Consider the following 21563-nt stretch of genomic DNA (forward strand, 5'->3'; position numbering starts at 1 on the left):
ATGTGGTGGATCGCTGCGTTCACCCGGTCGGCACGCCGCGATGTGACCGTCCCGGCAGCGGACAGGCATGGTCCCCGGCGGCGCACGGCGGGTAGGGTCGCCCGGGCATGACCGCCCGGACAACATGCACCGAAGCGACCACAACAGGGGCAGAACATGGCTCAGACGCCGCGCGTACTCATCGCCGCGGACAAGTTCAAGGGCTCACTCACCGCGGCGGAGGTCGCCGCCCATGTGGCGGTAGGGCTGCGCCGGGCCAGGCCCGGCGTGACGGTGGAGGCCCTGCCGGTGGCCGACGGGGGCGACGGTACGGTCGCGGCGGCCGTGGAGGCCGGGTTCACGCTCCACGAGGTGGAGGTGACGGGCCCGCTGGGCACCCCGGTGACCGCCGGGTTCGCGATGCGCGGCACGACCGCGATCGTGGAGATGGCCGAAGCGTCGGGGCTGCGGCATCTGCCGCCCGGGGTCTTCGCCCCGCTGATCGCCACCACGTTCGGCACCGGCGAGCTGCTGAGCGCGGCGCTGGACACGGGCGCGCGCACCATCGTGCTGGGGGTGGGCGGTTCGGCCACCACGGACGGCGGGGCCGGGATGCTGGTGGCGCTGGGGGCGAAACTGCTGGACGTGGACGGCGACCCGCTGGCGTACGGGGGCGGGCCGCTGCGTGAGCTGGTGAGCGCCGATCTGACCGGGCTCGACCCGCGGTTGAAGGACACCGAGATCATTCTGGCCAGCGATGTCGACAATCCGCTGACCGGTCCGCAGGGCGCGGCGGCGGTGTACGGGCCGCAGAAGGGCGCGGACGCGCAGGCCGTCGAGGCGCTGGACGCGGCGCTCGGTCACTTCGCCGAGGTGCTGGGCCGTACCGATCTGGCCGGCGCGCCGGGCGCGGGCGCGGCGGGCGGCGTGGGCTACGGCGCGCTGCTCGGCCTGAACGCCGTCTTCCGGCCCGGTATCGAGGTGCTGCTGGAGGTGCTGGGCTTCGCCGCGGCGCTGGAGCGGGCCACGCTGGTGATCACGGGCGAGGGTTCGCTGGACGAGCAGACCCTGCGCGGCAAGGCACCGGCGGGTGTGGCGGCGGCCAGCCGCGCGGCGGGCCGCCCGGTGGTCGCGGTGTGCGGCCGGCTGGCCATCGACGCCGCGAGCCTGCGGGCGGCGGGCATCGAGCGGGCGTACCCGCTCTCCGCGCTGGAGCCCGATCCCGCCACCTCGATGCGCAACGCGGGCCCGCTGCTGGAGCGCGCGGCGGAACAGCTGGCCCGGGACCAGCTGTAACCGCCGCGCGCGACCGCCGGATTCAGCCGGACCGTACCCGCCCCGCCCGGGGCAGCAGGGCGAGACCGGCCGCGAACACCGCGGCCGACACCGCCCAGGCGGCCTCGTCCCCGGGCGGCATCAGGAGCACCGTCCAGGGGTAGGGGTGGCCGAGGCTGCTGTACCCGACGAGGGTGATCAGCACGAGCCACAGCACGGGTACGGCGCCGGCCGAGCGCTCGTCGGCGAGGCCCCGGGCCAGCAGCATCAGTCCGCACAGGAACAGCAGGGTGCGGCCGGTGGCCGCCAGCGGTGGGAAGTCCAGCCACTCGGCGAGGCGATACCCCAGCGGCGCGGCCGGTGCGACGGCGGCGGCGCACAGCACCATGTCGTACCGCCACGTGCGCCGTACGCCCGTGCGTTCCTGACCGTGCAGCCCTTTGCCGAGGCAGTGCAGCAGGGTGAGAACGATCAGCAGCGGTACGAACAGCGCCAGCGCGGTGGCGGGCGGGGAACCGGAGAGCCCCGGCAGCGGTACCCGGCGGTCGTTCAGGAGCACGAGGCCGAGCGCGTACAGCGGGAGCGCGAGGGCGAGCAGCCACAGCTGCCGGGCCCGGGCCCAGAGCATCACATGACCTCCGGCACGCAGGTGGTCAGCGGCTTCTTGAGCTCCTGGAACCAGGCCTGTTGCTCCGCGGCGGGGAGCTTGCGGATCTCCTCGGCCACGGCGAGGGTCTCCTCCTCGTACCGGTCAGAGGTGCGCGGCGCGCCGGCGGTGAGCCACAGCCAGGCCCGCGCCAGTTTCTCCGCCTCCCAGTCGGTGGCCATGCCGGAGGCGCAGCGGGCATGCGGCGGCAGCGGGCTGTGGGCGATCGATATCCGGTGCTCCTCGTCGGTCAGGTGGGGGTAGGAGTGGAAGAGCCAGGTGTTTGCGGGCAGCGGCGCCCGCTCGGACTGCATCACGATCCGCTCCGGGACGGTGAATCCGGCCGCGGCCAGCAGCGGCACGACCTCGTCGGCGGCCTGCCGGGCGCCGGGCAGCGTCGCGCGGAACTCGGGCGGCACACAGACGGCGGGTGCCTCCCCCGCGCACACCGGGGTGACGGCGCGCGGCACCGTCGGGGGGTGGTACTCCCAGTCCGCGACGATGGCGTACGCGCCCAGGGCGGCGGCGGTGACGCAGCCGGCCGCGGCCGGCGCGCGGACCGCCACGCCCCGCAGGACCGGGGCGACCGCCGCCATGGTGCCGGCGATCAGGCCGAGAGCGAGCAGTCCGGGGGCGGTCCAGCTGCCCACGGCGAAGGACTCCGTCACCCAGATCGATTCGATCGGCAGGCCGTTGAGATAGCGCAGCGGCGGCTCCATCGCGCCGGGGAGGCCCATCCACAGATAGCTCGCCAGCAGCATCAGCGGGGTGGAGAGGAGGCCGGGCAGCAGGCTGCCGAGCAGAAACCCGACCGCGCTGTGGGAGGCGAGAACGAGGACACCGGTGAGCAGCATGGGCACGCTGGCGAGGTCGGGCACCGCACGCAGCTCCACCCACGCGGAGGCCAGCGACACGAGCAGGCCGGCGGCACCGAGGAAGGCCACCGGGGCGAGGGCGTTGGCCGCGATGAGATAGCGGCCGCGCCCGTGCGGCAGCCGCCAGATCCCGGCCCGGCGCAGCCGCCACGCCTCCCAGGCCGCGCAGCCGGCGCAGGCGGCGGCGGGCACGAAGATCGCCTCCAGTGCGGAGTTGGCCGCGGCGGCCCCGTACCCCTGGACGGCGAACCGGGTGCGGTCCTCGGTCATGATCCAGGAGGCCAGCAGGGTCGGCAGCAGCGCCCAGGCGACGCTGGAGATCCGCAGCGAGGTCAGGAAGCGCATGCCGGCTCCGGTGCGGTGAGGGCGTGGAAGGCTTCCTCCGCGCGGCGGGCGGCGGGGGTGCCGGCCGGCGCGTGGTCGAGGAAGCCGGCGACGGGTCCGGTGAACAGCACCTCACCGGCGTCGAGTACGACGACCTGCTCGAAGTCGGTCTCGACGTCGGCCACGTCGTGGGTGGAGACGATGGCGTGCACATGCGGGGGCAGCTGGTGCAGGACGTCCTGGAAGACCCGGCGCTGGCGCAGGTCCAGCCCGGCGGTGGGTTCGTCCAGGAGCAGCACCTCGGCGTCGTGGACGAGGGCCTGGGCGATGGCGACGCGGCGCAGTTGTCCGCCGGACAGCTGGGTGGTCCGGTGGTCCGCGAACTCCTCCATCTCGACCTGGGCCAGCGCCTGCGGCGCCCGCTGCCGGGCGTCCCCCTGGCGCATGCCCTTGAGCCAGCCGGCGTAGGCGACCTGTTCACGGACGGTCAGTCCGGGCACCGGGCTCACCTGCTGCGGCAGCCAGGCGACCTGGCGCCGGTACGTGCGCAGATCGGCGCGGCGGTCGGTGCGCAGCGCGCCGTGCCGGACGTGGCCTGCGGCGGGCCGCAGGACGGTGGCGGCGAGGGAGAGAACCGTGCTCTTGCCCGCGCCGTTGACGCCGAGGAACACGGTGCGCCCGGTGGGGAAGGTGAGCGTGAGGTCATGGAGGACGGGGCGGTTCCGGCGGTAGCCGAAGGCGCAGTCCTGAAAGGTGATCGGCATGATCACCAGACCTTATGATCAACCTGTCCATGCTTCAACACGCGCTGCACACAGGCGAGTTGACATCGTGGAGGGCTCAGGTACACATCGTGGAGGCGGCGGCGAACCCGGCGGAGTCCCGTCGTGGGTGCGGGTCCACGGCGATCGTCCGTTGGGCACCCCCGCCTCTTCCGCCCCACCGCACGGCCGCGCGGGTCGGTCGTGGAAGCGCTGGGCGCCCCCGCCGGTACGGGCCCCGGCCGATGACCCGGCGGAACGTGCCCCGAGTCCATCCTCAGACGGTATTCCGAGTGGTCGTCCGGTGGTTGAGTAGGGGCCCGGGCGAGTGGACCCGGGGGTGTTCGGCACGAGGAGGGGGTCGCGATGGAGCCGCTGGCGGCGGGGGATCCACGGCGGATCGGCGGGTTCGTGCTGCGGGGCCGGCTGGGTGCCGGGGGCATGGGCGAGGTGTTCCTGGGCCGGTCGCCCGGCGGGCGGGCGGTGGCGGTGAAGGTCGTTCACCCGCATCTGGCCCGACAGCCGGAGTTCCGGCGGCGCTTCGCCCGGGAGGTACGGGCGGCACGGGCGGTCAGCGGGGCGTTCACCGCACCCGTGGTGGCCGCCGGACCGTCGGACGATCCGCCGTGGTTCGCCACCCTCTACATCCCCGGGCCTGATCTGGCCACAGCCGTGACCAGCGCCGGGAGACTGCCGGAAGGAGCGGTGTGGCCGCTGATGGCCGGACTGGCCGAGGCGTTGCAGACCGTCCATGCCGCGGGCCTGCTCCACCGGGACCTCAAGCCCTCGAACGTGCTGCTGGCCACGGACGGTCCCCGCGTGATCGACTTCGGGATCGCCCGGACCCTGGAGAGCACCGCACTGACCGGAACCGGTCAGATCATCGGAACGGCCGGCTTCATCTCTCCCGAGCACATCGAGGACCGGCCGGTGGGGCCGGCCAGTGACGTCTTCGCGCTCGGAGCCGTCATCGCCTTCGCCGCGACCGGCTCCGAGCCGTTCGGCCAGGGGATGCCGCTGGCGGTTCTGCATCGCGTCCTCCACAACGCCCCGGGCCTGGCCGGCCTGCACGGAGCGCTCCACGAACTGACCGCCGCATGCCTGGCCAAGAACCCGGACGACCGCCCCACACTCTCCGAACTGCTGGACCGGATTCCCTCCCACTGGGATCCACCGGAGGACGTCCGCATCGTCTCCCCGTGGCCGGACGCCGTCACCACCTTCATCCATCACCGCGCCGTACCTCCCACCGCCGCCTACACCCAACCGGCCGGCCCCGTCCCGGATCACGCCGCGCCGACCCTCACCGCCCCGCGCCGGGAAGACCCGGCAGGCGACGCGGCACACCCTCCTCCCCCGGGTGGCGGCGAGGACCCCGGCGACACCACACGCCGGATGACAGAGCTGATCGCCGACCGGGAACGTGACCTGGGACCCGACCACCCCAAGACGTTCACCGCCCGGTACGACCACGCCTTCCACCTCGGCGAAACGGGAAGGCCGGCCGAAGCCGCCGCGCTCTTCGCGCAGCTGGCCGAGGACCACGCGCGTGCCCTGGGCCCCGACCACCCCGACCCTCTCGTGGCCCGCAGCGCCCACGCCTACTACCTCGCTCTGGCGGGGAGCGACGTCGAGGCCACGCCTGTGCTGGCCCAGCTGATCACCGACCGCGAACGCCTCCTGGGGCCCGACCACCCCGAGACACTCGCGGACCGTCTCGTCCACGCCCACTGCCGCGCCCGGACCGCGGACGCCGCAGAAATCGCCGCGCTCTTCGGCCGGCTGGCCGAGGACCACGCACGCGTCCTGGGGCCCGACCACCCCGACACCCTGGCCGTCCGCAGCGCCTTCGCTCTCCACCTGGGGAGGGCCGGAGACGCGGTGGCGTGCCTGCGTCTGCTGTCCGAGGTCGTCACCGACGAGGAACGTGTCCTGGGCCCCGACCACCCCGACACCCTCGAACACCGCATCCTGATGGCCGAGTTCACCAGCGGGCTCCGTGGCCCGGCAGCCGGGCTCGCCGCGTTCACGGACCTGCTCACCGCCTGTGAACGCGCGCTGGGGCCGGACCATCATCAGACGCTGAAGGTGCGCGGCGAGCTGGCGCGCTTGCGGGGGCAGACGGGCGACGCCACCGGCGCGGTCGCCGAACTCGCCGCCCTCCTCACCGATCACCTGCGCGTACTGGGCCCCGACGACCCCCGCACCCTCGTGCTGCGCGAGCGGCTCGGCTCGATGAGGGCGCTGGCGGGGGACCACGCGGGCGCCCGGGCGGATTACGAGGACCTCGTCACGGCCCACCTGCGGGAGGGCGGCCCCGACCACCCAGAGGCGCTCCGGGCACGCCGCCACCTTCTCGACCTCGAAGGGGAGCTGGCCTGGCTGCGGAACGAGGAGGATGCCCCCCGCCGGATGATGCGGGAGTACGCCCGCCTGCTCTCCGACCACCAGCGCGTGCTGGGCCGCGACCACCTCGACAGCCTCGACCTGTGGGGAACGCTCATCTCGCTGAGGAGCGAGGCGGGTGACCCCGTCGGAGCGGTCCTCGCCTACCGCGACTTCCTCGACAGGGTGGCCCATGTGGCGGGAGAGGACCACTTCGCCACGGTCAAGGCCCGCTCCGAGTTCGCCGACCTGCTCCTGAAAGCAGGCGAGTTCGAGGAAGCGGCCACGGTGTACGAGGAAACGCTCGCCTTTGCCCGCCGCATGTGGGAGGGCGAGCATCTCCTCACGCTCATCTGCCGTGCCGGCCTGGCCGACGCACGGGGACGGGCGGGCGAGGACGTGGCCGTGACCACCGCACTGTTCGAGGAACTGCTCACCGACTGCCTGCGGCTCGTCGACGCGGACAGCCCCCTCGTCCCCGCCGTCCGGGACTGTCTCCAGGGCCTGCGCGAGCACGCCGAGGACCCGGGCACGCACCGCCACCCCGCGTTCGACAAGCTCTACGAGTTCCACGACCGGGCCGCTCGTCTCCGGGCCGAAGGGCCCCCGCCCCCGACGTGAGGGATGTGCGCGGGCCCGCGCCGGTGAGGACCCGGCCGGTCGTTCCCCCGGCAGCCGGGGGCCGCCGCCCCGCTCCGCGAAGCCCGGCGTGCCACGCGCGGCGGGGCCGGTCACTGTCCGCGGGGGTGCGCCCCGTGCCTCGGCGGCCGCCCGCGGACGGGCGCGCCGGTGGTGGGCCGGGTCAGGGTTCGGTCGTGGAGACCACGTACACGCGGGGGTTCTCGTCCTTGGTGATGTCCACCGTGATCGTCACCTCGGGCTCGGAGGCGGAGCCCGGGATCACCGTGCTCGCGAAGGTACGGCCCGGGTCGTCGAAGGACCAGCCGATCACGTCCGCCTGGCTGGGGGCGATGGCGATGGTGCCCTCCCGCAACGCCGCCCGCTCGGTGCCGGCCTCCTCCAGGAAGACCGCCAGCTGGCCGGGCGTGGTGCGGAACTGCACGTACATCGTGCTGCGCTGCCAGGCGTTGGTCTCGTAGTAGCCGACATAGGTGGAGCCGTCCGGGATCGGGACGTCGTAGATCCGGCGCTGGACCTTGCTCGGCCACTCGTAGATCAGCGCCCGCGCGGACGCCGATCTGGCCTTGTCCTCGCCGCTCTCCCGGCTCTGCCACGCCGACATCGCGAGATAGCCCGCCGGGATCGCGATCAGCAGCACCACCACGATCGCCGTCAGCCAGCGGTGCCGAGGGCGGTGCGGCGGGCGCTCGGTGTCGGTCGCCGTGCTCATGAGCTGATCGACCACGATCGTGGCAGGCTCAGGTCGAAGCCGCCGCCCCGGTGGATGCGCTCCGCCCGGCGGCGGTTGGCGCGGCGGAAGCGGCGGGCCACCAGGCGGGCCAGGTCGGCGGCGCCGACCATGCCGGCGTCGGTGCCCAGCTGGGCCCGGACGATCCGCGCCTCCGGGCGGTAGCCGCGCCCGGTGAGCTGGCGGCGGAACGCGTCCCGCGCCGGCCCGATCAGCAGATCGTCCGCCTCGCTCACGCCTCCCCCGATGACGAAACAGGACGGGTCGAGGGCGGCGGCGAGGTTGGCGATACCCACCCCGAGCCAGTGCCCGATGTCCTGGAGCAGCTCCACGCACATCGCGTCGCCGTCCCGGGCCAGCTCGGTGATCATCGGCCCGGTGATCTCGCTGATCTGGCCGCTGACCCGCTCCAGCGTGTGGTGCGCCACCGGGGAGTCGGCGGCGGCCAGCTCGCGGGCCTCACGCACCAGCGCGTTGCCCGAGCTGTACTGCTCCCAGCAGCCGCGGTTGCCGCACGGGCAGCGGTGCCCGCCCGGCACCACCTGCATGTGACCGAACTCCCCCGCCACCCCGTACTGGCCCCGCTTGACCCGGCCGCCCTCCAGTATGGCGCCGCCGATACCGGTACCCAGCGTGATCATGACCAGCTGGTCCTGGCCGCGCCCGGCGCCGAAGCGCCACTCCGCCCAGGCCGCGGTGTTGGCGTCGTTGTCCACCATGACCGGGACCGCCAGGCGCGCGGTCAGCGCGTCGCGCAGCGGCTCGTTGCGCCACGCCAGGTGCGGGGCGAACAGCACCTTGGAGCGGTCCGCGTCCACCCACCCGGCCGCGCCGATGCCCACCGCGTGCACATCGTGCCGGTCGGACAGGTCCAGCACCAGCTCGGCGATGGTGTCCTCGACGACCTTGGGGCTCTTGGACTTGTCCGGGGTCTCGGTGCGCACCCGCTCCAGCACGGTCCCGTCCGCGTCCACGACCCCGGCCATCACCTTCGTGCCGCCGATGTCGATACCGACGGTGGGCACCCTGGGCGCCGACAGATGCGAGCGGCGCTCTCGGGTGGCGATGGTGCGCAGCACCGTCGCCCTCGCCGATGACCGGTGCACTCGCTCACGGTAGGTACTCATCGGCTTGATTCTGCCTTACCGCGCCCTAGGCGGCGTCCGTGGGATCTCCCCGCCGCAGTTCGTGCCCCAGCTCCGCCAGCTCCGCGCCGCCCGCCATCTGCCGGGTCAGCTCGTCCAGGGTGATCTCGTCCGCCCGGTGGCTGCCGGCCATCGTGCCGCGCTTGAGCAGCACGAACCGGTCCGCCACCAGATGGGCGTGGTGCGGGTTGTGGGTGATCAGGACGACCCCCAGGCCCGCGTCGCGGGCGGCGGCCACGTACCGCAGGACGACTCCGGCCTGCTTGACGCCGAGCGCGGCGGTCGGCTCGTCCAGCACCAGCACGCGGGCGCCGAAGTGCACGGCGCGGGCGATGGCCACGCACTGCCGCTCACCGCCGGACAGGGTGCCGATCGGCTGGTCCACGTCCCGCAGGTCGATGCCCATCCGCGCCAGGGCCGTACGGGTGGTGGCGCGCATGGTCGCCACGTCCAGGCGGCGCAGCGGGCCGCGGCCCTTCACCGGCTCCGAGCCGAGGAAGAAGTTACGCCAGATGGGCATCAGCGGAACGACGGCGAGGTCCTGGTAGACGGTGGCGATACCGCGGTCCAGGGCGTCGCGCGGGGAGCCCAGGTGCAGCTCGGTGCCCTCCAGGCGGTACGCGCCGGAGTCGTGCCGGTGCAGCCCGGAGATGATCTTGATGAGGGTGGACTTGCCGGCGCCGTTGTCCCCCAGGACACAGCTCACCCGGCCCGCCTCGACGGTCAGCGAGACATCGGTGAGCGCCCGGATGTTGCCGTACAGCTTGCTGACCCGCTCCAGCTCCAGCAGAGGTGCGTGGTCCGTCATGGGGTGGCCTCCGCCCGCTTGCGGATCCAGGCGTTCAGCAGCGTGGCCAGCAGCAGCATCGCGCCCAGGAAGAACTTGAACCAGTTGGGGTCCCACTGGGCGAAGACGATGCCCTTGTTGGTCATCCCGAAGATGAACGCGCCCACCGCGGCGCCGATCGCCGAGCCGTAGCCGCCGGTGAGCAGACAGCCGCCGATGACGGCCGCCGCGATGTAGATCAGCTCGTTGCCGATGCCCTCGCTGGACTGGATGACGTCGTAGCTGAAGAGCAGGTGCTGCCCGGAGATCCAGGCGGCGAACGCCACGCCCAGGTAGAGGCCGATCTTGGTACGGGTCACCGGGACGCCGACCGCGCGGGCCGCCTCGGGCGCTCCGCCGACCGCGAAGATCCAGTTGCCGGCGCGGGTGCGCAGCAGGATCCAGGTGGCGAGGGCGATCAGGCCCAGCCACCACAGGACGGTGACGTTGATGCTGGCGCCGCCCACCTCGTAGCGGGCGGCGAAGACGGAGCGGGCGGAGTCGAAGCCGTCCATGTCGCCGATGCTGCGGGTGGTGACGGTGCCGCTGATGACCTTGGTCAGGCCCAGGTTGATGCCGGTGAGCATCAGGAAGGTGCCCAGCGTGATGATGAAGGAGGGCAGCTTGGTGCGCACCAGCATGAAGCCGTTGAACAGGCCCACGGCGAGGGTGACCAGGAGCGAGACCCCCACGCCGACCCACACGTTCGCGGTGAGCTGGTAGCTGACCATCGAGGAGACCAGCGCCGAGGAGGTGACCAGCACGCCGGTCGACAGGTCGAACTCGCCGCCGATCATCAGCAGCGCCACCGGGACGGCCATGATGCCGATGGTGGAGGACGCGTAGACGATCGTGGACAGCGAGCCGAGCTTCAGGAAGCTGTCGGCGACGATCGCGAAGAAGACGAACAGGGCGGCGGCGCCGATCACCGCGCCCAGTTCGGGGCGGCCCAGCAGCCGGCGCGGCAGCGAGCGGCGTATGAGGCGGTCGTCCCCGTCCGGGCGGCCCGCGGCGGGCGGCGGGGTGGCTGCGGTCGTGGTCTCGGTCACCGGGTGCCTCGCTGGGCGTACTCGATCAGGGCCTCGGCCTCGTCCTGGGTGACGATCTGCGGTCCGGTCAGGACCGGCTCGCCGCCGCCGAGCATGTTGCCGTTGGTCAGGTGCAGCCACAGCAGGTCCACCGACTCGTACCCCTGGAGGTAGGGCTGCTGGTCCACGGCGAAGGCGATGGAACCGTCCTGGAGGCCGACCGCGACCTGGGCGTTCAGGTCGAAGGTGACGATCTCGGCGTCGCTGCCGGCCTGCCGGGCGGCCTTGGCGGCCACCGGCGCGAACGGGGCGCCGAGGGTGATGACGGTGTCGAGCGAGGGGTCGGTGATCAGCTGGGCCTCCAGGGTGGACTCCACCGCGGGCATGTTGGTGCCGTCCGCGTAGAGGTTCTCCACGCTCCCCTCGAACGTGTTCCGGACACCGTCGCAGCGCTGTTCGTGGCCGACATTGCCCTGCTCGTGGAAGAGGCAGACGGCCTTGCTGGCGCCGCGTTCGTTCAGCTGCTCGCCGACCGCCTCGCCGGCCAGCACCTCGTCCTGGCCGATGTGGGCCAGCGCCCCGTAGCCGGCCGAGACCTCCTGGCCGGAGTTGACGGTGATCACCGGGATGCCGGCGGCGACGGCACGCCGTACGACGTCCTCCATGGCCTCCGGCTTGGCGAGGGTGACGATCAGCCCGTCGACGCCCTGGTCGATGGCGGTCTGCACCAGCTGGGCCTGCTGCCCGGCGTCGCTGTCGTGGGAGTAGAGGAAGTTGACGTTGTCCTTCTCGGCCGCCACCTCGGCACCGCTGCGCACGATGTCCCAGTAGGTGTCGCCGTCGCCGGAGTGCGTGACCATGGCCAGGGTGTAGCCGCCCGCGCCGGTACCGGCGGCGCTCCCGCCGCCACCACCGCCGCCACCGCCGGAAGCGGTGCCGGCGTCCGCGGTGGGATCGGCGTTCTCCGCCCGCCGGCCGCCCGTGGAACTGCATCCGGCCGTCGCCAGCAGAATCGAGGTGAGCAGCAGCACGGCGGTGGCGGCCCGGCCCGTGTGCCTGCCTCGTCGTCGGCTCATCCGCACCTCACCACGCGGCCCCGTCTCCTTCATCGTCTGTTTCATCCGGCATGTATCCGGCTGAGGGTCCCGGCCAAGTATCCGCCACGCCGTCCGGAACGCTACCGGCGGGATCCCGCCATGCGCATGCCCGCCCCCGCAGCCGCCCTCACGCGGGCGGGGAGCCCGCCGGGAGCAGGCGGTTCACCAGGGCCTCGATCGGCTCCCGCTCACGGTGTCCGGCGAGCGGTTCGGGGACGGTCGGTTCGTCGACCATGAGCCCGAGCATGACCAGGCACAGCGGGCACGCCCCGCCGCGCCCGCCGAGCGCCGCAGCTCCCGTACGCCGGCGGCTGCCCCGGCAGGCCCGGTGGGGGCATCCACCGGTGAACGGACCGTTCAGACCGCCCCCGGCCCGACCGCGTCCGGCGCGCCGCCTCCGCCCACGTACGTCCCGCGCCACTTCGCGTAAGCGCGCCGGCGCCGGGCGCGGACCAGCCGTTCGAGGAGGAGGGCCGCCGGGGGCCAGGGCGCTCCCGGTGCCCGGCCCGCACCGAGGCGGGCGAGCTGCCGCGACGTGGCGGCCTGAACGGCCGCGGCGGCCAGCGCCTTGTTCCGGATACGAGTGCGCGGCGGACGGGCGTGCGCATCACCGCCCGCGAGCCACAGGCGCGGCAGCGTGGGGTCGATGGCCAGCGCCGTGGCCACGCCGACGACGGCGATACCGGAGTCGAGCACCCGCTCGGCGACCTCCCGGCGCCGGATCCCTCCCGTCAGCAGCAGCGGCAACGGCGCGGTGGCGGTGAGCTGCTCGGCGAGGCCGAGGAAGTACGCCTCCCGGGCGAGGGTGCGGCCGTCCGCCGGGGAGCCCGCCGTCGCCAGGCTCTCGATGCTGCCGCCGGAGAGTTCGACCAGGTCGGCCCCCACGCCGGCGAGCAGGGTGATCACCGCACCCGCGTCAGCGGTGTCGAACCCGCCGCGCTGGAAATCCGCCGAGTTCAGTTTCACCCCCACCGCGAAGCCGGTGCCCACCCGCTCGCGCACCGCGCCCACCACATCGAGGAGGAAACGGGCGCGGTGGTGGAGGCTGCCGCCCCAGCGGTCCTCGCGGCGATTCACCAGGGGCGAGAGGAACTGGGAGAGGAAGTAGCCGTGGGCCGCGTGGATCTGGACCCCGTCGAAACCGGCCTGCTGGGCGCGGAGCGCCGTCACGGCGAAGCGTTCCACCGTCTCCTCGATATCCCGGGCACTCATCGGCCGGGGCGTCGGGTACATGCGGGAGAAGCCGCCGGCGTCGATCGGTACCGCCGAGGGGCCCCAGGTGATGTCGGCGAGGTCTTTGGGGACGACCCGGCCGGGGTGGTTGAGCTGCATCCATATCCGTCCGCCCGCCGATCGCCCGGCCGCCGCCCAGCGCCGGAACGGTTCCAGCGGCGTCCCGCGTTCCAGGACGACATCGCCCGGCTGGGCGACGGCTGCGCCATCGATCATGACGTGGCCGGTGATCAGCAGCCCGGCCCCGCCCGCGGCCCAGCGGCGGTACAGCGCGAACAGTCGGTCACCCGGCAACTGGCCGGGCGCCGCGAGCAGTTCCTCCATCGCGGCCTTCGCGATGCGGTGGGGCAGCGAAGCGCCGTGCGGCAGGCGCAGCGGTTCGTTCAGTGCGGTCATGTCCGTCTCCGGGGCAGGGGTCCGAGTGGTACCGGTGGGGCTGTCGTCGCCGGCGTCCGTTGTCGCGCGGCGGGCCCCGTCACGTGGTGGCCGGGCCGAGGTCGCTCACGTCGTCGAACCCGGCTCTGCGGTTGAGGCGGCCGGTGATGCGGGCCACTGTGGTGCGCGGCAGCAGGCGTGACACCCAGGTGCCGGCGCGGTGCGAGGCACGTCCGGGGAAGGAGCGGGACCGGCCGCGGGCGAAGTCGTCGAGTGTTCCGGCGGCGACAGTGGCGGGCGAATCCGTGTGCCTCGGGTCCATGGAGGCGGTCGTGCCGTCGAAGAACCCGGTGGCGGTGGCTCCCGGATGGGCTGCCATGACGCGTACGCCGGTGCCGCGGAGCTCCTCGGCGAGCGCCTCGGTGAACGAGAGCACGAAGGCTTTGGTGGCCGCGTAACCCGCCTGGTACGGCATGGGCTGGAAGGCGGCGGTGGAGGCGATGTTGATGATGCCGCCGCGACCGCGTTCGAGCATGCCGGCGCCCAGGACGTGGACCAGACCGGTCAGCGCGGTGACGTTCACGTCGACGGACCGGAGATGGGGTTCCAGGGGACGGCCGAGGAAGGGGCCCACCGAGCCCGTTCCGGCGTTGTTGACCAGGAGGTCCACCTCCAGGCCGAGGGCGCCGATGGCGTCGGCGACCGCCTGCGAGGCGTGCCGCTCCGTCAGGTCAGCGGTGATGACGTCGACGCGGACGGCGTGTGCCTGCCGGAGTTCCCCGGCGAGGGCGTGGAGCGCGCGGGCCGAGCGGGCGACCAGGACGAGGTGCGCGCCCCGGGAGGCAAGTTCCCGCGCGTATGCCGCGCCCAGTCCCTTCGAGGCACCGGTGACCACTGCGGTGATGTGCTGGTAGCCGTCCATGAGTGCGGGCGTCCTTTCGGGTCGGCCGCCAGGCACGGCGCGCCATTTACTTCGAGTCTCGAACGAAGGTAACACTTCGAGTATCGAAGTACATGGCGCTAGGGTGAGGCCATGACGCGAAGCGATCTCGAAGCGGTGGTGGTGGCGAACCACGAGATCTTCCTGCGGACCAGCGACCGGATCGAGGCCGTCCTGGCCGAACACGGGCTGACCCACTCCACCGCTCAGGCGCTGTGGGCCATCGACCCGGACGAGGCGCCACCCCCGATGAAGGAGCTGGCCGGCCGCCTGTACTGCAACGCCCCCAACCTCAGCTTCATCGTCAACCAGCTCACCCGCCGGGGGCTCGTCGAACGCTCCGCCGACCCCGCCGACCGCCGGTCACGCGTCGTGGCGCTGACGGACAGCGGACGACGCGTACGGTCCGCCGTGATCGGGGGAACGCTGGCGCTCACCCCTTTCGCCCGACTGGAGCCGGACGATCTGCTCACGCTCGCGGGCCTCTTGGGGAAAGCCCTCGCACCGACGGAAGAACCGGACGCGGCGGACGGCAGCACCGCCCCCGGGTAGGCGGCTCCGCCCGGTCGGCCGGCCATCGCCCCGCCGCCGATGGCCGCCCGGCCGGCCGGGCGGTCACCCGGCCCGGTGCACCGGCGGCTTCCAGCGGACCGGGAGCCGTACCGGGCCGCGGACCAGGGACCCGTCCCGCCAGGCGATGGCGGCCGGGTGGATGTCCAGGGTGAGATCGGGGGCGCGGTCGAGCAGCAGGGCGCGCAGCGCGATCCGGCCCTCCATGCGGGCCAGCGGGGCGCCCAGGCAGTGGTGGATGCCGTGCCCGAACGCGAGATGCCCTCCGCTGTCGCGCCGCCTGATGTCGAACCGGTCCGGGTCGGCGAAGCGTTCGGGGTCCCGCCCCGCGTCGGCGATGGCCGGCAGCACCACTTCGCCGCCGCCCGGAATGACGGTTCCCCCGATCTCGTACGGCTCGCGGGTGAAGCGGTACGTGGGGGTGCTGATCGGGCCCTCGTACCGCAGGATCTCCTCCACCGCACCGTCCAGCAGGGTGGGATCCTCGCGCAGCAGGGCCAGCTGATCGGGGTGCTGGAGCAGCGTCAGCACGCCGTTGCCGATCAGATTGACGGTGGTCTCGTGCCCGGCGATCAGCAGCAGCCAGGCCATGCCGATGAGTTCGGCGTGCGTGAGCCGGTCGCCGTCCTCGTCGGCGGCGTGGATCAGCCCGCTCATCAGATCGTCGCCGGGATCCTCGCGTTTGGCGTCGATGAGCCCCTGGAGATAGCGGCTCATCAGCGACACCGTCTCCTGCTTGGCCTCCTGGTCGAGCGTGGCGCCGAGCAACTGGTTCGACCAGCCGCGGAACCGCTCGCGGTCCAGGGAGGGCACGCCCAGCAGTTCGCAGATCACGGTGATGGGCAGCGGGAAGCAGAACGCGTCCACCAGATCCGTGGCGCCGTCCGGAGCGGCCAGCATCGTGTCGAGGAGTTCATCGGTGATGGCCTGGACGCGCGGTGCCAGGGCCGCGACCCGGCGCGGGGTGAACTCCCGCGCCACCAGGGCGCGCATCCGGGTGTGGTCCGGCGGGTCGGCGCCGAGCATGTGGGTGGCCGGGGAGACCCTGGCCCCGCGCAGCCGCGGGTGGGCGTACTGCCACTGCTTGGTGAGGCGGCTGTCGGACAGCACGGCGCGGGCGTGCCGGTGGCCGACCACCAGCCAGCCGTCCGTGCCCTCGGGGAAACGCACGTGGTGGACGGGGCCGCGTTCGCGCAACGCGGCGAAGACGGCGTACGGATCGCGGGTGAAGTCGGCGCCCACGGCCTGCTGATCGACGAGATCGATGACGTCATCGTCTGGGGTCATGCCTGAGACTTCACTGTCGCACACGGCCGTAAACGTTTTTTTTCCGGCCGGAGTGACAGCGCCGGGGCGCCGCGCAGATGTGGGGTACGCGGGCCCCGGCGCCGTCTGTGGGGGGACGGCGGTCCTAGGGGTACGGCCCGGTTCAGCAGCCGTAGTTGATCAGGCGGAAGGAGGCGTAGTGGTCGGCGGTGTAGTAGTCCTCGCGCGTGGAGTTCCCGGTGACGATGCGCCGGGCACCGCGCGTGCTGCTGCCGGGCGTGATGACCGTGTACTCCTTGTAATACCCACTCGACTGGGGCGGCAGCAGTCCTTCACGGTTGTAGAAGGTCGTGCCGTCCTGCGGGAAGGGGTACGGGCCGCCGCGGGCGATGAGGTTGAGGGTGTCGTACGCCTGGGCGGGCAGCGCGCTGTAGCAGACGTTGCCCACGGCGGTGGGGGCGATGTCGGACGCGGTGGGGGTGGTGGGGGGTGTGGGGGAAGCGGTGGCGCCGGCCGTGGCCGCGCCGCCGCCGATGAGCAGCCCGGTGGCGAGGGCGCCCATGGCACCGGTCCGGACGATCCTGGAGATGAGGTTCATGCCCATGCCAATAGTGTGACGCGCGTAGCGTGACCGCCGTCAACCACGCCTGCCGTAATTTTCCCAGGAGTTCACAAGCGGGCCGGGCAACTCCACAGCATCTCCCGGTCAGGTGAGCGAACCGTACAGACGGAGTCTGGCGACACCGCCGTCCGGGAAGACGTCGAGCCGGGCGTGAGTGGCGGCCGGCACGCCGGACAGGACGAACCGGTGCACGGAGTCCGGCAGCAGCGCCGTACGCGGCAGTGCCTCACGCCACTCCCCCGTCTCCCCCTCCCGGACCGAAAGCGCCGCGTGGCCGGGCGCGTTGCCCTTGTAGCAGCCGGTGTCGATCTCCACGGCACGCACCACGGACCGCCCGGCGAGCCGGTAGCGCACCCAGTCGTGCCCGTCGTCGCGGCGCCGTCGGGTCTCCCAGCCCTCGGCCATGGTGCGTGAGCGGCCGGGGGTGATGGTGTTCAGCGGCGAGGAGTAGAAGCGGTCGGAGGCGTCCTCGGCGAACCCGCCGTTCTCCAGCGCCACCAGGTCGAACGTACCCAGGGCGGCCAGCCACGCCGGGTCGGGCCGGACCTCGCCGAACACCCGCAGCCGCGCGATGCCGCCGTCGGGATACTGCCGCAGCCGCAGATGCGTGAACCGCCGCCCCCGGGCGGCGGCGTCGACCGCGAAGACGTTGGCGGCGTGCCCGCCCACCTCGGTGCGCGGCACCAGATCGGTCCACCGGGTGGAGCCGGCGAGCAGCGTCGCCGCGTCCGGATGCCCGTCGACCTCGGCGGCCTCCACCCGGACGGCCTGCGGATGGTTGCCCCGGAAGTGGGCGGTGTCCACCAGCACTCCGTGCACCACACCGGGCGCGCCGAGCCGGATCAGCGCCCAGTCGTGCTCGCCGGGGACGGCGGTGCGGCGGCGCCGGGACTCCCAGCCGTCCATGATCTTGCCGCGGACGCCGAAGGCCGCCGGGTCGAAGTGGGCCGGCTCCGGAGCGAGCAGATGGTCGCGTTCGGCGAAGAACTCGTCGGAGGCCGCCAGGACGGTGCCACCGATCCGCCGGTCGGCGAGATCGGCGAGATCGGTGAACGGCAGCGCGGCCGGGTCGGGGGCGCGGTAGTCGGCGTACGGGTCGCCGCCGGCGTACGGGGCGGCGGGGCCGGTGAAGTGGACGGGGTTCATGGGGTGACGGTGCTCCTCACGGGGATGTCGGCCGGTTCCCGGGGACGTTCGATGAGCTCTCCGGTTCTGGCCAGGACGCGGCCGCGCACGGCGATGAGTTCGCCGCGCAGCCAGGTCTCCCGTACCACCCCGTGCAGGGTGCGGCCGGCGTAGGCGGTGACGGGGTTGCGGTGGTGCAGGGCGGTGGGGTCGACGGTGAAGGCGGCCTCGGGGTCGAGCACGGTGAGGTCGGCGTCCATGCCGGGGGCGAGCGCGCCCTTGCGGCTGCTCAGACCGGCCAGGTGGGCCGGCCCGGCCGCCATCCAGCGGGCGACGTCGGCCAGGCCGTACCCGCGGGCCCTGGCGGCGGTCCACACGGCGGGGAGGGTGAGCTGGAGCGAGGAGATCCCGCCCCAGGCGGCGCCGAAGTCGGGCACCTTGAGGTCGGCGGTGGACGGTGAGTGGTCGGAGACGACGGCGTCGATGGTGCCGGCGGCGAGCGCGGCCCACAGCGCGTCCTGGTTGGCGGTGTCCCTGATGGGCGGGCAGCACTTGAACTCGGTGGCTCCGTCGGGGATCTCCTCCGCACTGAGGGTGAGGAAGTGCGGGCAGGTCTCGACGGTGACCCGCGCTCCCCCGGCGCGGGCGGCGGCGATGGCGGGCAGGGCGGTCGCGGCGGACAGATGGAGGATGTGGATGCGGGCGTCGTAGCGGCGGGCGAGGGTCAGCAGCAGCTCGACGGCGGCGTGTTCGGCGGCGGGCGGGCGGGAGGCCAGGAAGTCGGCGTACCGGCGGCTGCCGTCCGGCGCGGGTGCGGCGGCGAGGTGGTGCGGGTCCTCGGCGTGCACGATGAGCAGCGCGCCGAGGGCGGCGGTCTCGCGTACGGCGGCCTCCAGCGCCACCGGGTCCAGGTGCGGGAACTCCTCGACGCCGGACGGTGACAGGAAGCACTTGAACCCGAACACCCCGGCGGCGTGCAGCGGCGCCAGCGAGCCGAGGTTGCCGGGCACCGCCCCGCCCCAGAAGCCGACGTCGACGTGGGCCTGTTCGCGCGCGGTGGCGCGTTTGACCGCGAGGGCGGCCGGATCGGTGGTGGGCGGCAGGCTGTTGAGCGGCATGTCCACGAGCGTGGTGATGCCGCCGGCGGCCGCCGCCGAGGTGGCTGTGGTGAAGCCCTCCCAGGCGGTACGGCCGGGGTCGTTGACATGGACGTGGGTGTCCACGAGCCCCGGCAGCAGGGCGGCGTCGCCGTAGTCGCGCAGCACGGCGCCGGGGGCGAGGGCTGCGGCGTGGTCCCGTACGGCACGGATCCGCCCGCCGGCCACCTCCACGGCGGCGGGCCGCACTCCGTCGGGCAGGACGACGCGGGTGGAGCGCAGCACGAGACCGGGACCGGCGCGCACACCGGTGACGCCGGGCATCCGGGGGACAGCGGACAAGGGGCATCCCTTCGCCGTGGCCTGCTTCAACGCTTTGTTGAAGAGATCTTCGGCGGGCCCGGGCGGCGCGTCAAGGACGGGTAGGCTGCGGTCATCGGCTGGGAAAGGAACGCGACGTGCCGCCGTCCGACGTGCGCAAGCCCTCCGCCAACAGTGGCGGGGTCCAATCCCTCGAACGGGCTTTCGGCCTCCTTGAGCACATGGCCGACGCGGGCGGAGAGATCGGACTGAGCGAGCTGGCCACCACCAGCGGGCTGCCGCTGCCCACCATCCACCGCCTGATGCGGACGCTGGTGAGCTGCGGATACGTACGGCAGCAGGCCAATCGCCGTTACGCGCTGGGACCGCGGCTGATCCGGCTGGGTGAGAGCGCCGCGCGCCCGCTGGCCACCTGGGCGCGCCCGCAGCTGGCCCGGCTGGTCGAGGAGACCGGCGAGACCGCGAACATGGCGCTGCTGGACGGCGACGAGGTGGTGTACGTGGCGCAGGTGCCCTCGCGGCACTCGATGCGGATGTTCACGGAGGTGGGCCGCCGGGTGCTGCCGCACACCACCGGGGTGGGCAAGGCGCTGCTGGCGGATCTGCCGGAGGATCAGGTGCGGGCCCTGCTGGCGCGCACCGGGATGCCGGCCTCGACGGAGCGGACGATCACCACGCCGGAGGCGTTCGTGGCGGCGCTGCGCACGGTGCGGGAGCGGGGCTACGCGGTGGACGACAACGAGCAGGAGATAGGGGTGCGGTGCATCGCGGTGCGCGTCCCGGACTCCCCGACCGCGACCGCCATCTCCATCTCGGGCCCGGCGGGGCGGGTGACGGAGCACTCGACGGAGCGCTTCGCCCCGATCCTGAGAACGGTGGCCGCCGAGCTGTCGTCGGCGCTGGCCGGTCCGTAAACCGGTAGATCGCGATGACCCGATCGGCTGACAAAACCACGCAGTATCGATTCGCCTTCGCACCCGGTCCGTAGCGTTCGGATGGGTCGCTTGCCCGCGACCGACCGACCGCCCAGACTACGGAGGAGGTGTCCCGTGACGACCGCACTCACTTTGGAGGCCCCGGTGAACGTTCCGACAACGGAACCCCCGGAAGCGAGCCTTGCCGAAGCGCTGTGGCAGGCGTGGATCTCCCTGGAACTCCCCGAGGGCTACCGCGCCGAGATCATCGAGGAGTCCATCGAGGTGTCCCCCACCGGCCGTTTCCGCCACGCCGCGGTCAGCAACCGCCTGCGGCGGGCCCTGGAGGACTACCTCCCCGCCCCCCATGTCGTGTACACCGACGTCAATGTCATCCACGACCTGCAGGTCTTCATCCCGGACCTGGTCATCGCTCCCGAGGACGGCACGGCGGAGCTCGCCGCCGAGGGACTCGGACTCGATGTGTCCTGCGTGGAGCTCGTGGTGGAGGTCGTGTCGCCGGGGCGGGCGGGCACCGTGCGCGACCGGGAACGCAAGCGGGCCGCCTACGCCCGCGCGGGGATTCCGGTCTACGTCCTCATCGATGACCACGACATCCACGGCACCGTCTCGATCCTGACCTCCCCCTCCCCCACCGAGGCCGTCTATCAGGCGTCGATCCGCGTGCCCTACGGGGCGGAGGCCGTGATCCCCGACGGACCGGCGAAGGGCTTCGCCATCACCGAGGCCATCACCGGGCCGGCCCGGGACTGAGGAAGAGAGCGCCTGCCCTGAACGGTGTCATCGGTGTCCTGCTCGCCGCAGGTGGTGGCAGGCGGCTGGGCGGGAGTGGGAAGGCGCTGCTGCGCGTCGGAGGGCTGCCGCTGGTGGAGCGGGGGGTGCGGGCGCTGCGGGACGGGGGGTGCCGGCCGGTGGTGGTCGTCCTGGGGGCGCGCGGAGATGAGGTGCGGCGGCTTCCGGCGCTGCGCGACGCCGTGCTGGCCGACAACCCCGACTGGGAGACGGGGATGGGTTCCTCCCTGCGCGCCGGGCTCGACGCCGTCACCGCCGCCGGCGGGGCGGCCGCCCTCGTCACGCTCGTGGATCAGCCCGGCATCGGGGCCGCGGCCGTCGCACGGGTGCGCGCCGCCCACCGGTCCGCCGCCACACTGGCCTGTGCCGCGTACGGGGGGCGGCGCGGGCATCCGGTGCTCCTCGGCGCCGATCACTTCGCCGGGGTGCGGGCCGCCGCGGTCGGCGACCGGGGCGCCCGGGACCATCTGCGGTCCCACGCGGCCGCGCTCACGCTCGTCGAGTGCGGTGACATCGCCGACCCCGCCGACATCGACACCCCCGGGGATCTGGCGGTGTTCGAGAGACATCATTGAGG

20 protein-coding genes are annotated in these 21563 nt (G+C 73.1%); 6 read left to right on the plus strand and 14 right to left on the minus strand.

Going from position 1 to position 21563, the window contains the following annotated elements; all coding sequences use genetic code 11:
* The first annotated feature begins 156 nt into the window (after nucleotides 1-156).
* Nucleotides 157-1275 (plus strand): glycerate kinase, encoded by a 1119-nt coding sequence (locus H7827_RS04250; RefSeq protein ID WP_432742802.1) that lies wholly within the window; start codon nucleotides 157-159, stop codon nucleotides 1273-1275.
* A gap of 22 nt (nucleotides 1276-1297) precedes the next feature.
* On the opposite strand, the gene H7827_RS04255 is transcribed toward H7827_RS04250, so the two are convergent.
* The 3 genes from H7827_RS04255 to H7827_RS04265 are packed head-to-tail and all read right to left on the minus strand — an operon-like array spanning nucleotide 1298 to nucleotide 3863.
* The gene (locus H7827_RS04255) at nucleotides 1298-1882 is read right to left on the minus strand and encodes a hypothetical protein (RefSeq protein WP_432742804.1); all 585 of its coding nucleotides are present in this window, start codon (nucleotides 1880-1882) and stop codon (nucleotides 1298-1300) included.
* Entirely contained in the window at nucleotides 1882-3120 is a 1239-nt protein-coding gene (locus H7827_RS04260; RefSeq protein ID WP_432742806.1) for a DUF7224 domain-containing protein, read from the minus strand. Before H7827_RS04260 ends, H7827_RS04255 begins: the two co-directional genes overlap by 1 nt.
* On the minus strand, nucleotides 3108-3863 hold the full coding sequence (locus H7827_RS04265) for an ATP-binding cassette domain-containing protein (protein ID WP_432742808.1): 756 nt from the start codon (nucleotides 3861-3863) through the stop codon (nucleotides 3108-3110). The genes H7827_RS04260 and H7827_RS04265 overlap by 13 nt, the downstream gene beginning before the upstream one ends.
* 363 nt (nucleotides 3864-4226) lie before the next feature.
* On the opposite strand from H7827_RS04265, the gene H7827_RS04270 reads away from it, so the two are divergent.
* Entirely contained in the window at nucleotides 4227-6866 is a 2640-nt protein-coding gene (locus H7827_RS04270) for a protein kinase domain-containing protein (protein WP_432742810.1), read from the plus strand.
* A gap of 181 nt (nucleotides 6867-7047) precedes the next feature.
* Here the strand turns inward: H7827_RS04270 and H7827_RS04275 are convergent, their stop codons facing one another.
* The 7 genes from H7827_RS04275 to H7827_RS04305 form a co-directional block, all read right to left on the minus strand.
* Nucleotides 7048-7596, minus strand: coding sequence for a hypothetical protein (locus tag H7827_RS04275; protein WP_052385237.1), 549 nt, complete (start codon nucleotides 7594-7596; stop codon nucleotides 7048-7050).
* Nucleotides 7593-8741, minus strand: a complete 1149-nt coding sequence (locus H7827_RS04280) for an ROK family glucokinase (RefSeq protein ID WP_030730656.1) — start codon at nucleotides 8739-8741, stop codon at nucleotides 7593-7595. Before H7827_RS04280 ends, H7827_RS04275 begins: the two co-directional genes overlap by 4 nt.
* Before the next feature lie 25 nt (nucleotides 8742-8766).
* Nucleotides 8767-9567: an ATP-binding cassette domain-containing protein gene (locus H7827_RS04285; protein ID WP_200363415.1), complete on the minus strand. Its 801-nt coding sequence runs from the start codon at nucleotides 9565-9567 to the stop codon at nucleotides 8767-8769.
* Nucleotides 9564-10634: an ABC transporter permease gene (locus H7827_RS04290; protein WP_200363417.1), complete on the minus strand. Its 1071-nt coding sequence runs from the start codon at nucleotides 10632-10634 to the stop codon at nucleotides 9564-9566. The genes H7827_RS04285 and H7827_RS04290 overlap by 4 nt, the downstream gene beginning before the upstream one ends.
* A complete protein-coding gene (locus H7827_RS04295; RefSeq protein ID WP_386540281.1) occupies nucleotides 10631-11689 on the minus strand; it encodes a sugar ABC transporter substrate-binding protein in 1059 nt (352 codons plus the stop codon). Before H7827_RS04295 ends, H7827_RS04290 begins: the two co-directional genes overlap by 4 nt.
* Before the next feature lie 378 nt (nucleotides 11690-12067).
* A complete protein-coding gene (locus H7827_RS04300; protein WP_432742813.1) occupies nucleotides 12068-13339 on the minus strand; it encodes an NADH:flavin oxidoreductase/NADH oxidase family protein in 1272 nt (423 codons plus the stop codon).
* A gap of 79 nt (nucleotides 13340-13418) precedes the next feature.
* Nucleotides 13419-14240: an SDR family NAD(P)-dependent oxidoreductase gene (locus tag H7827_RS04305; RefSeq protein ID WP_432742815.1), complete on the minus strand. Its 822-nt coding sequence runs from the start codon at nucleotides 14238-14240 to the stop codon at nucleotides 13419-13421.
* Between the two features lie 111 nt (nucleotides 14241-14351).
* Between H7827_RS04305 and H7827_RS04310 the strand changes: the two genes are divergently transcribed.
* Nucleotides 14352-14810, plus strand: coding sequence for a MarR family winged helix-turn-helix transcriptional regulator (locus H7827_RS04310; RefSeq protein WP_432742817.1), 459 nt, complete (start codon nucleotides 14352-14354; stop codon nucleotides 14808-14810).
* 63 nt (nucleotides 14811-14873) lie between these two features.
* Here H7827_RS04310 and H7827_RS04315 read toward each other — a convergent pair whose 3' ends face one another.
* The 4 genes from H7827_RS04315 to allB form a co-directional block, all read right to left on the minus strand.
* Nucleotides 14874-16115: a cytochrome P450 family protein gene (locus H7827_RS04315; RefSeq protein WP_432742819.1), complete on the minus strand. Its 1242-nt coding sequence runs from the start codon at nucleotides 16113-16115 to the stop codon at nucleotides 14874-14876.
* Nucleotides 16116-16257: 142 nt separating this feature from the next.
* Nucleotides 16258-16692 carry a ribonuclease domain-containing protein gene (locus tag H7827_RS04320; RefSeq protein WP_030730641.1) on the minus strand — a complete coding sequence of 145 codons (435 nt, stop codon included), beginning with the start codon at nucleotides 16690-16692 and terminating at the stop codon, nucleotides 16258-16260.
* A gap of 108 nt (nucleotides 16693-16800) precedes the next feature.
* Entirely contained in the window at nucleotides 16801-17862 is a 1062-nt protein-coding gene (alc, locus tag H7827_RS04325; RefSeq protein WP_432742821.1) for an allantoicase, read from the minus strand.
* The gene (gene allB / locus H7827_RS04330; RefSeq protein ID WP_432747935.1) at nucleotides 17859-19262 is read right to left on the minus strand and encodes an allantoinase AllB; all 1404 of its coding nucleotides are present in this window, start codon (nucleotides 19260-19262) and stop codon (nucleotides 17859-17861) included. The genes alc and allB overlap by 4 nt, the downstream gene beginning before the upstream one ends.
* Before the next feature lie 134 nt (nucleotides 19263-19396).
* Between allB and H7827_RS04335 the strand changes: the two genes are divergently transcribed.
* The 3 genes from H7827_RS04335 (at nucleotide 19397) to H7827_RS04345 (ending at nucleotide 21561) form a co-directional block, all read left to right on the plus strand.
* A complete protein-coding gene (locus H7827_RS04335; RefSeq protein WP_030730633.1) occupies nucleotides 19397-20173 on the plus strand; it encodes an IclR family transcriptional regulator in 777 nt (258 codons plus the stop codon).
* 135 nt (nucleotides 20174-20308) lie between these two features.
* Nucleotides 20309-20947 (plus strand): Uma2 family endonuclease, encoded by a 639-nt coding sequence (locus H7827_RS04340; RefSeq protein ID WP_432742823.1) that lies wholly within the window; start codon nucleotides 20309-20311, stop codon nucleotides 20945-20947.
* A 38-nt stretch (nucleotides 20948-20985) separates the two neighbouring features.
* The gene (locus H7827_RS04345; protein ID WP_432747936.1) at nucleotides 20986-21561 is read left to right on the plus strand and encodes a nucleotidyltransferase family protein; all 576 of its coding nucleotides are present in this window, start codon (nucleotides 20986-20988) and stop codon (nucleotides 21559-21561) included.
* Nucleotides 21562-21563 lie beyond the last annotated feature (2 nt).

Origin of the sequence: Streptomyces sp. JH002 (genome assembly GCF_050916115.1) — a bacterium.
In the GTDB taxonomy this organism is placed as follows: domain Bacteria; phylum Actinomycetota; class Actinomycetes; order Streptomycetales; family Streptomycetaceae; genus Streptomyces; species Streptomyces xiamenensis.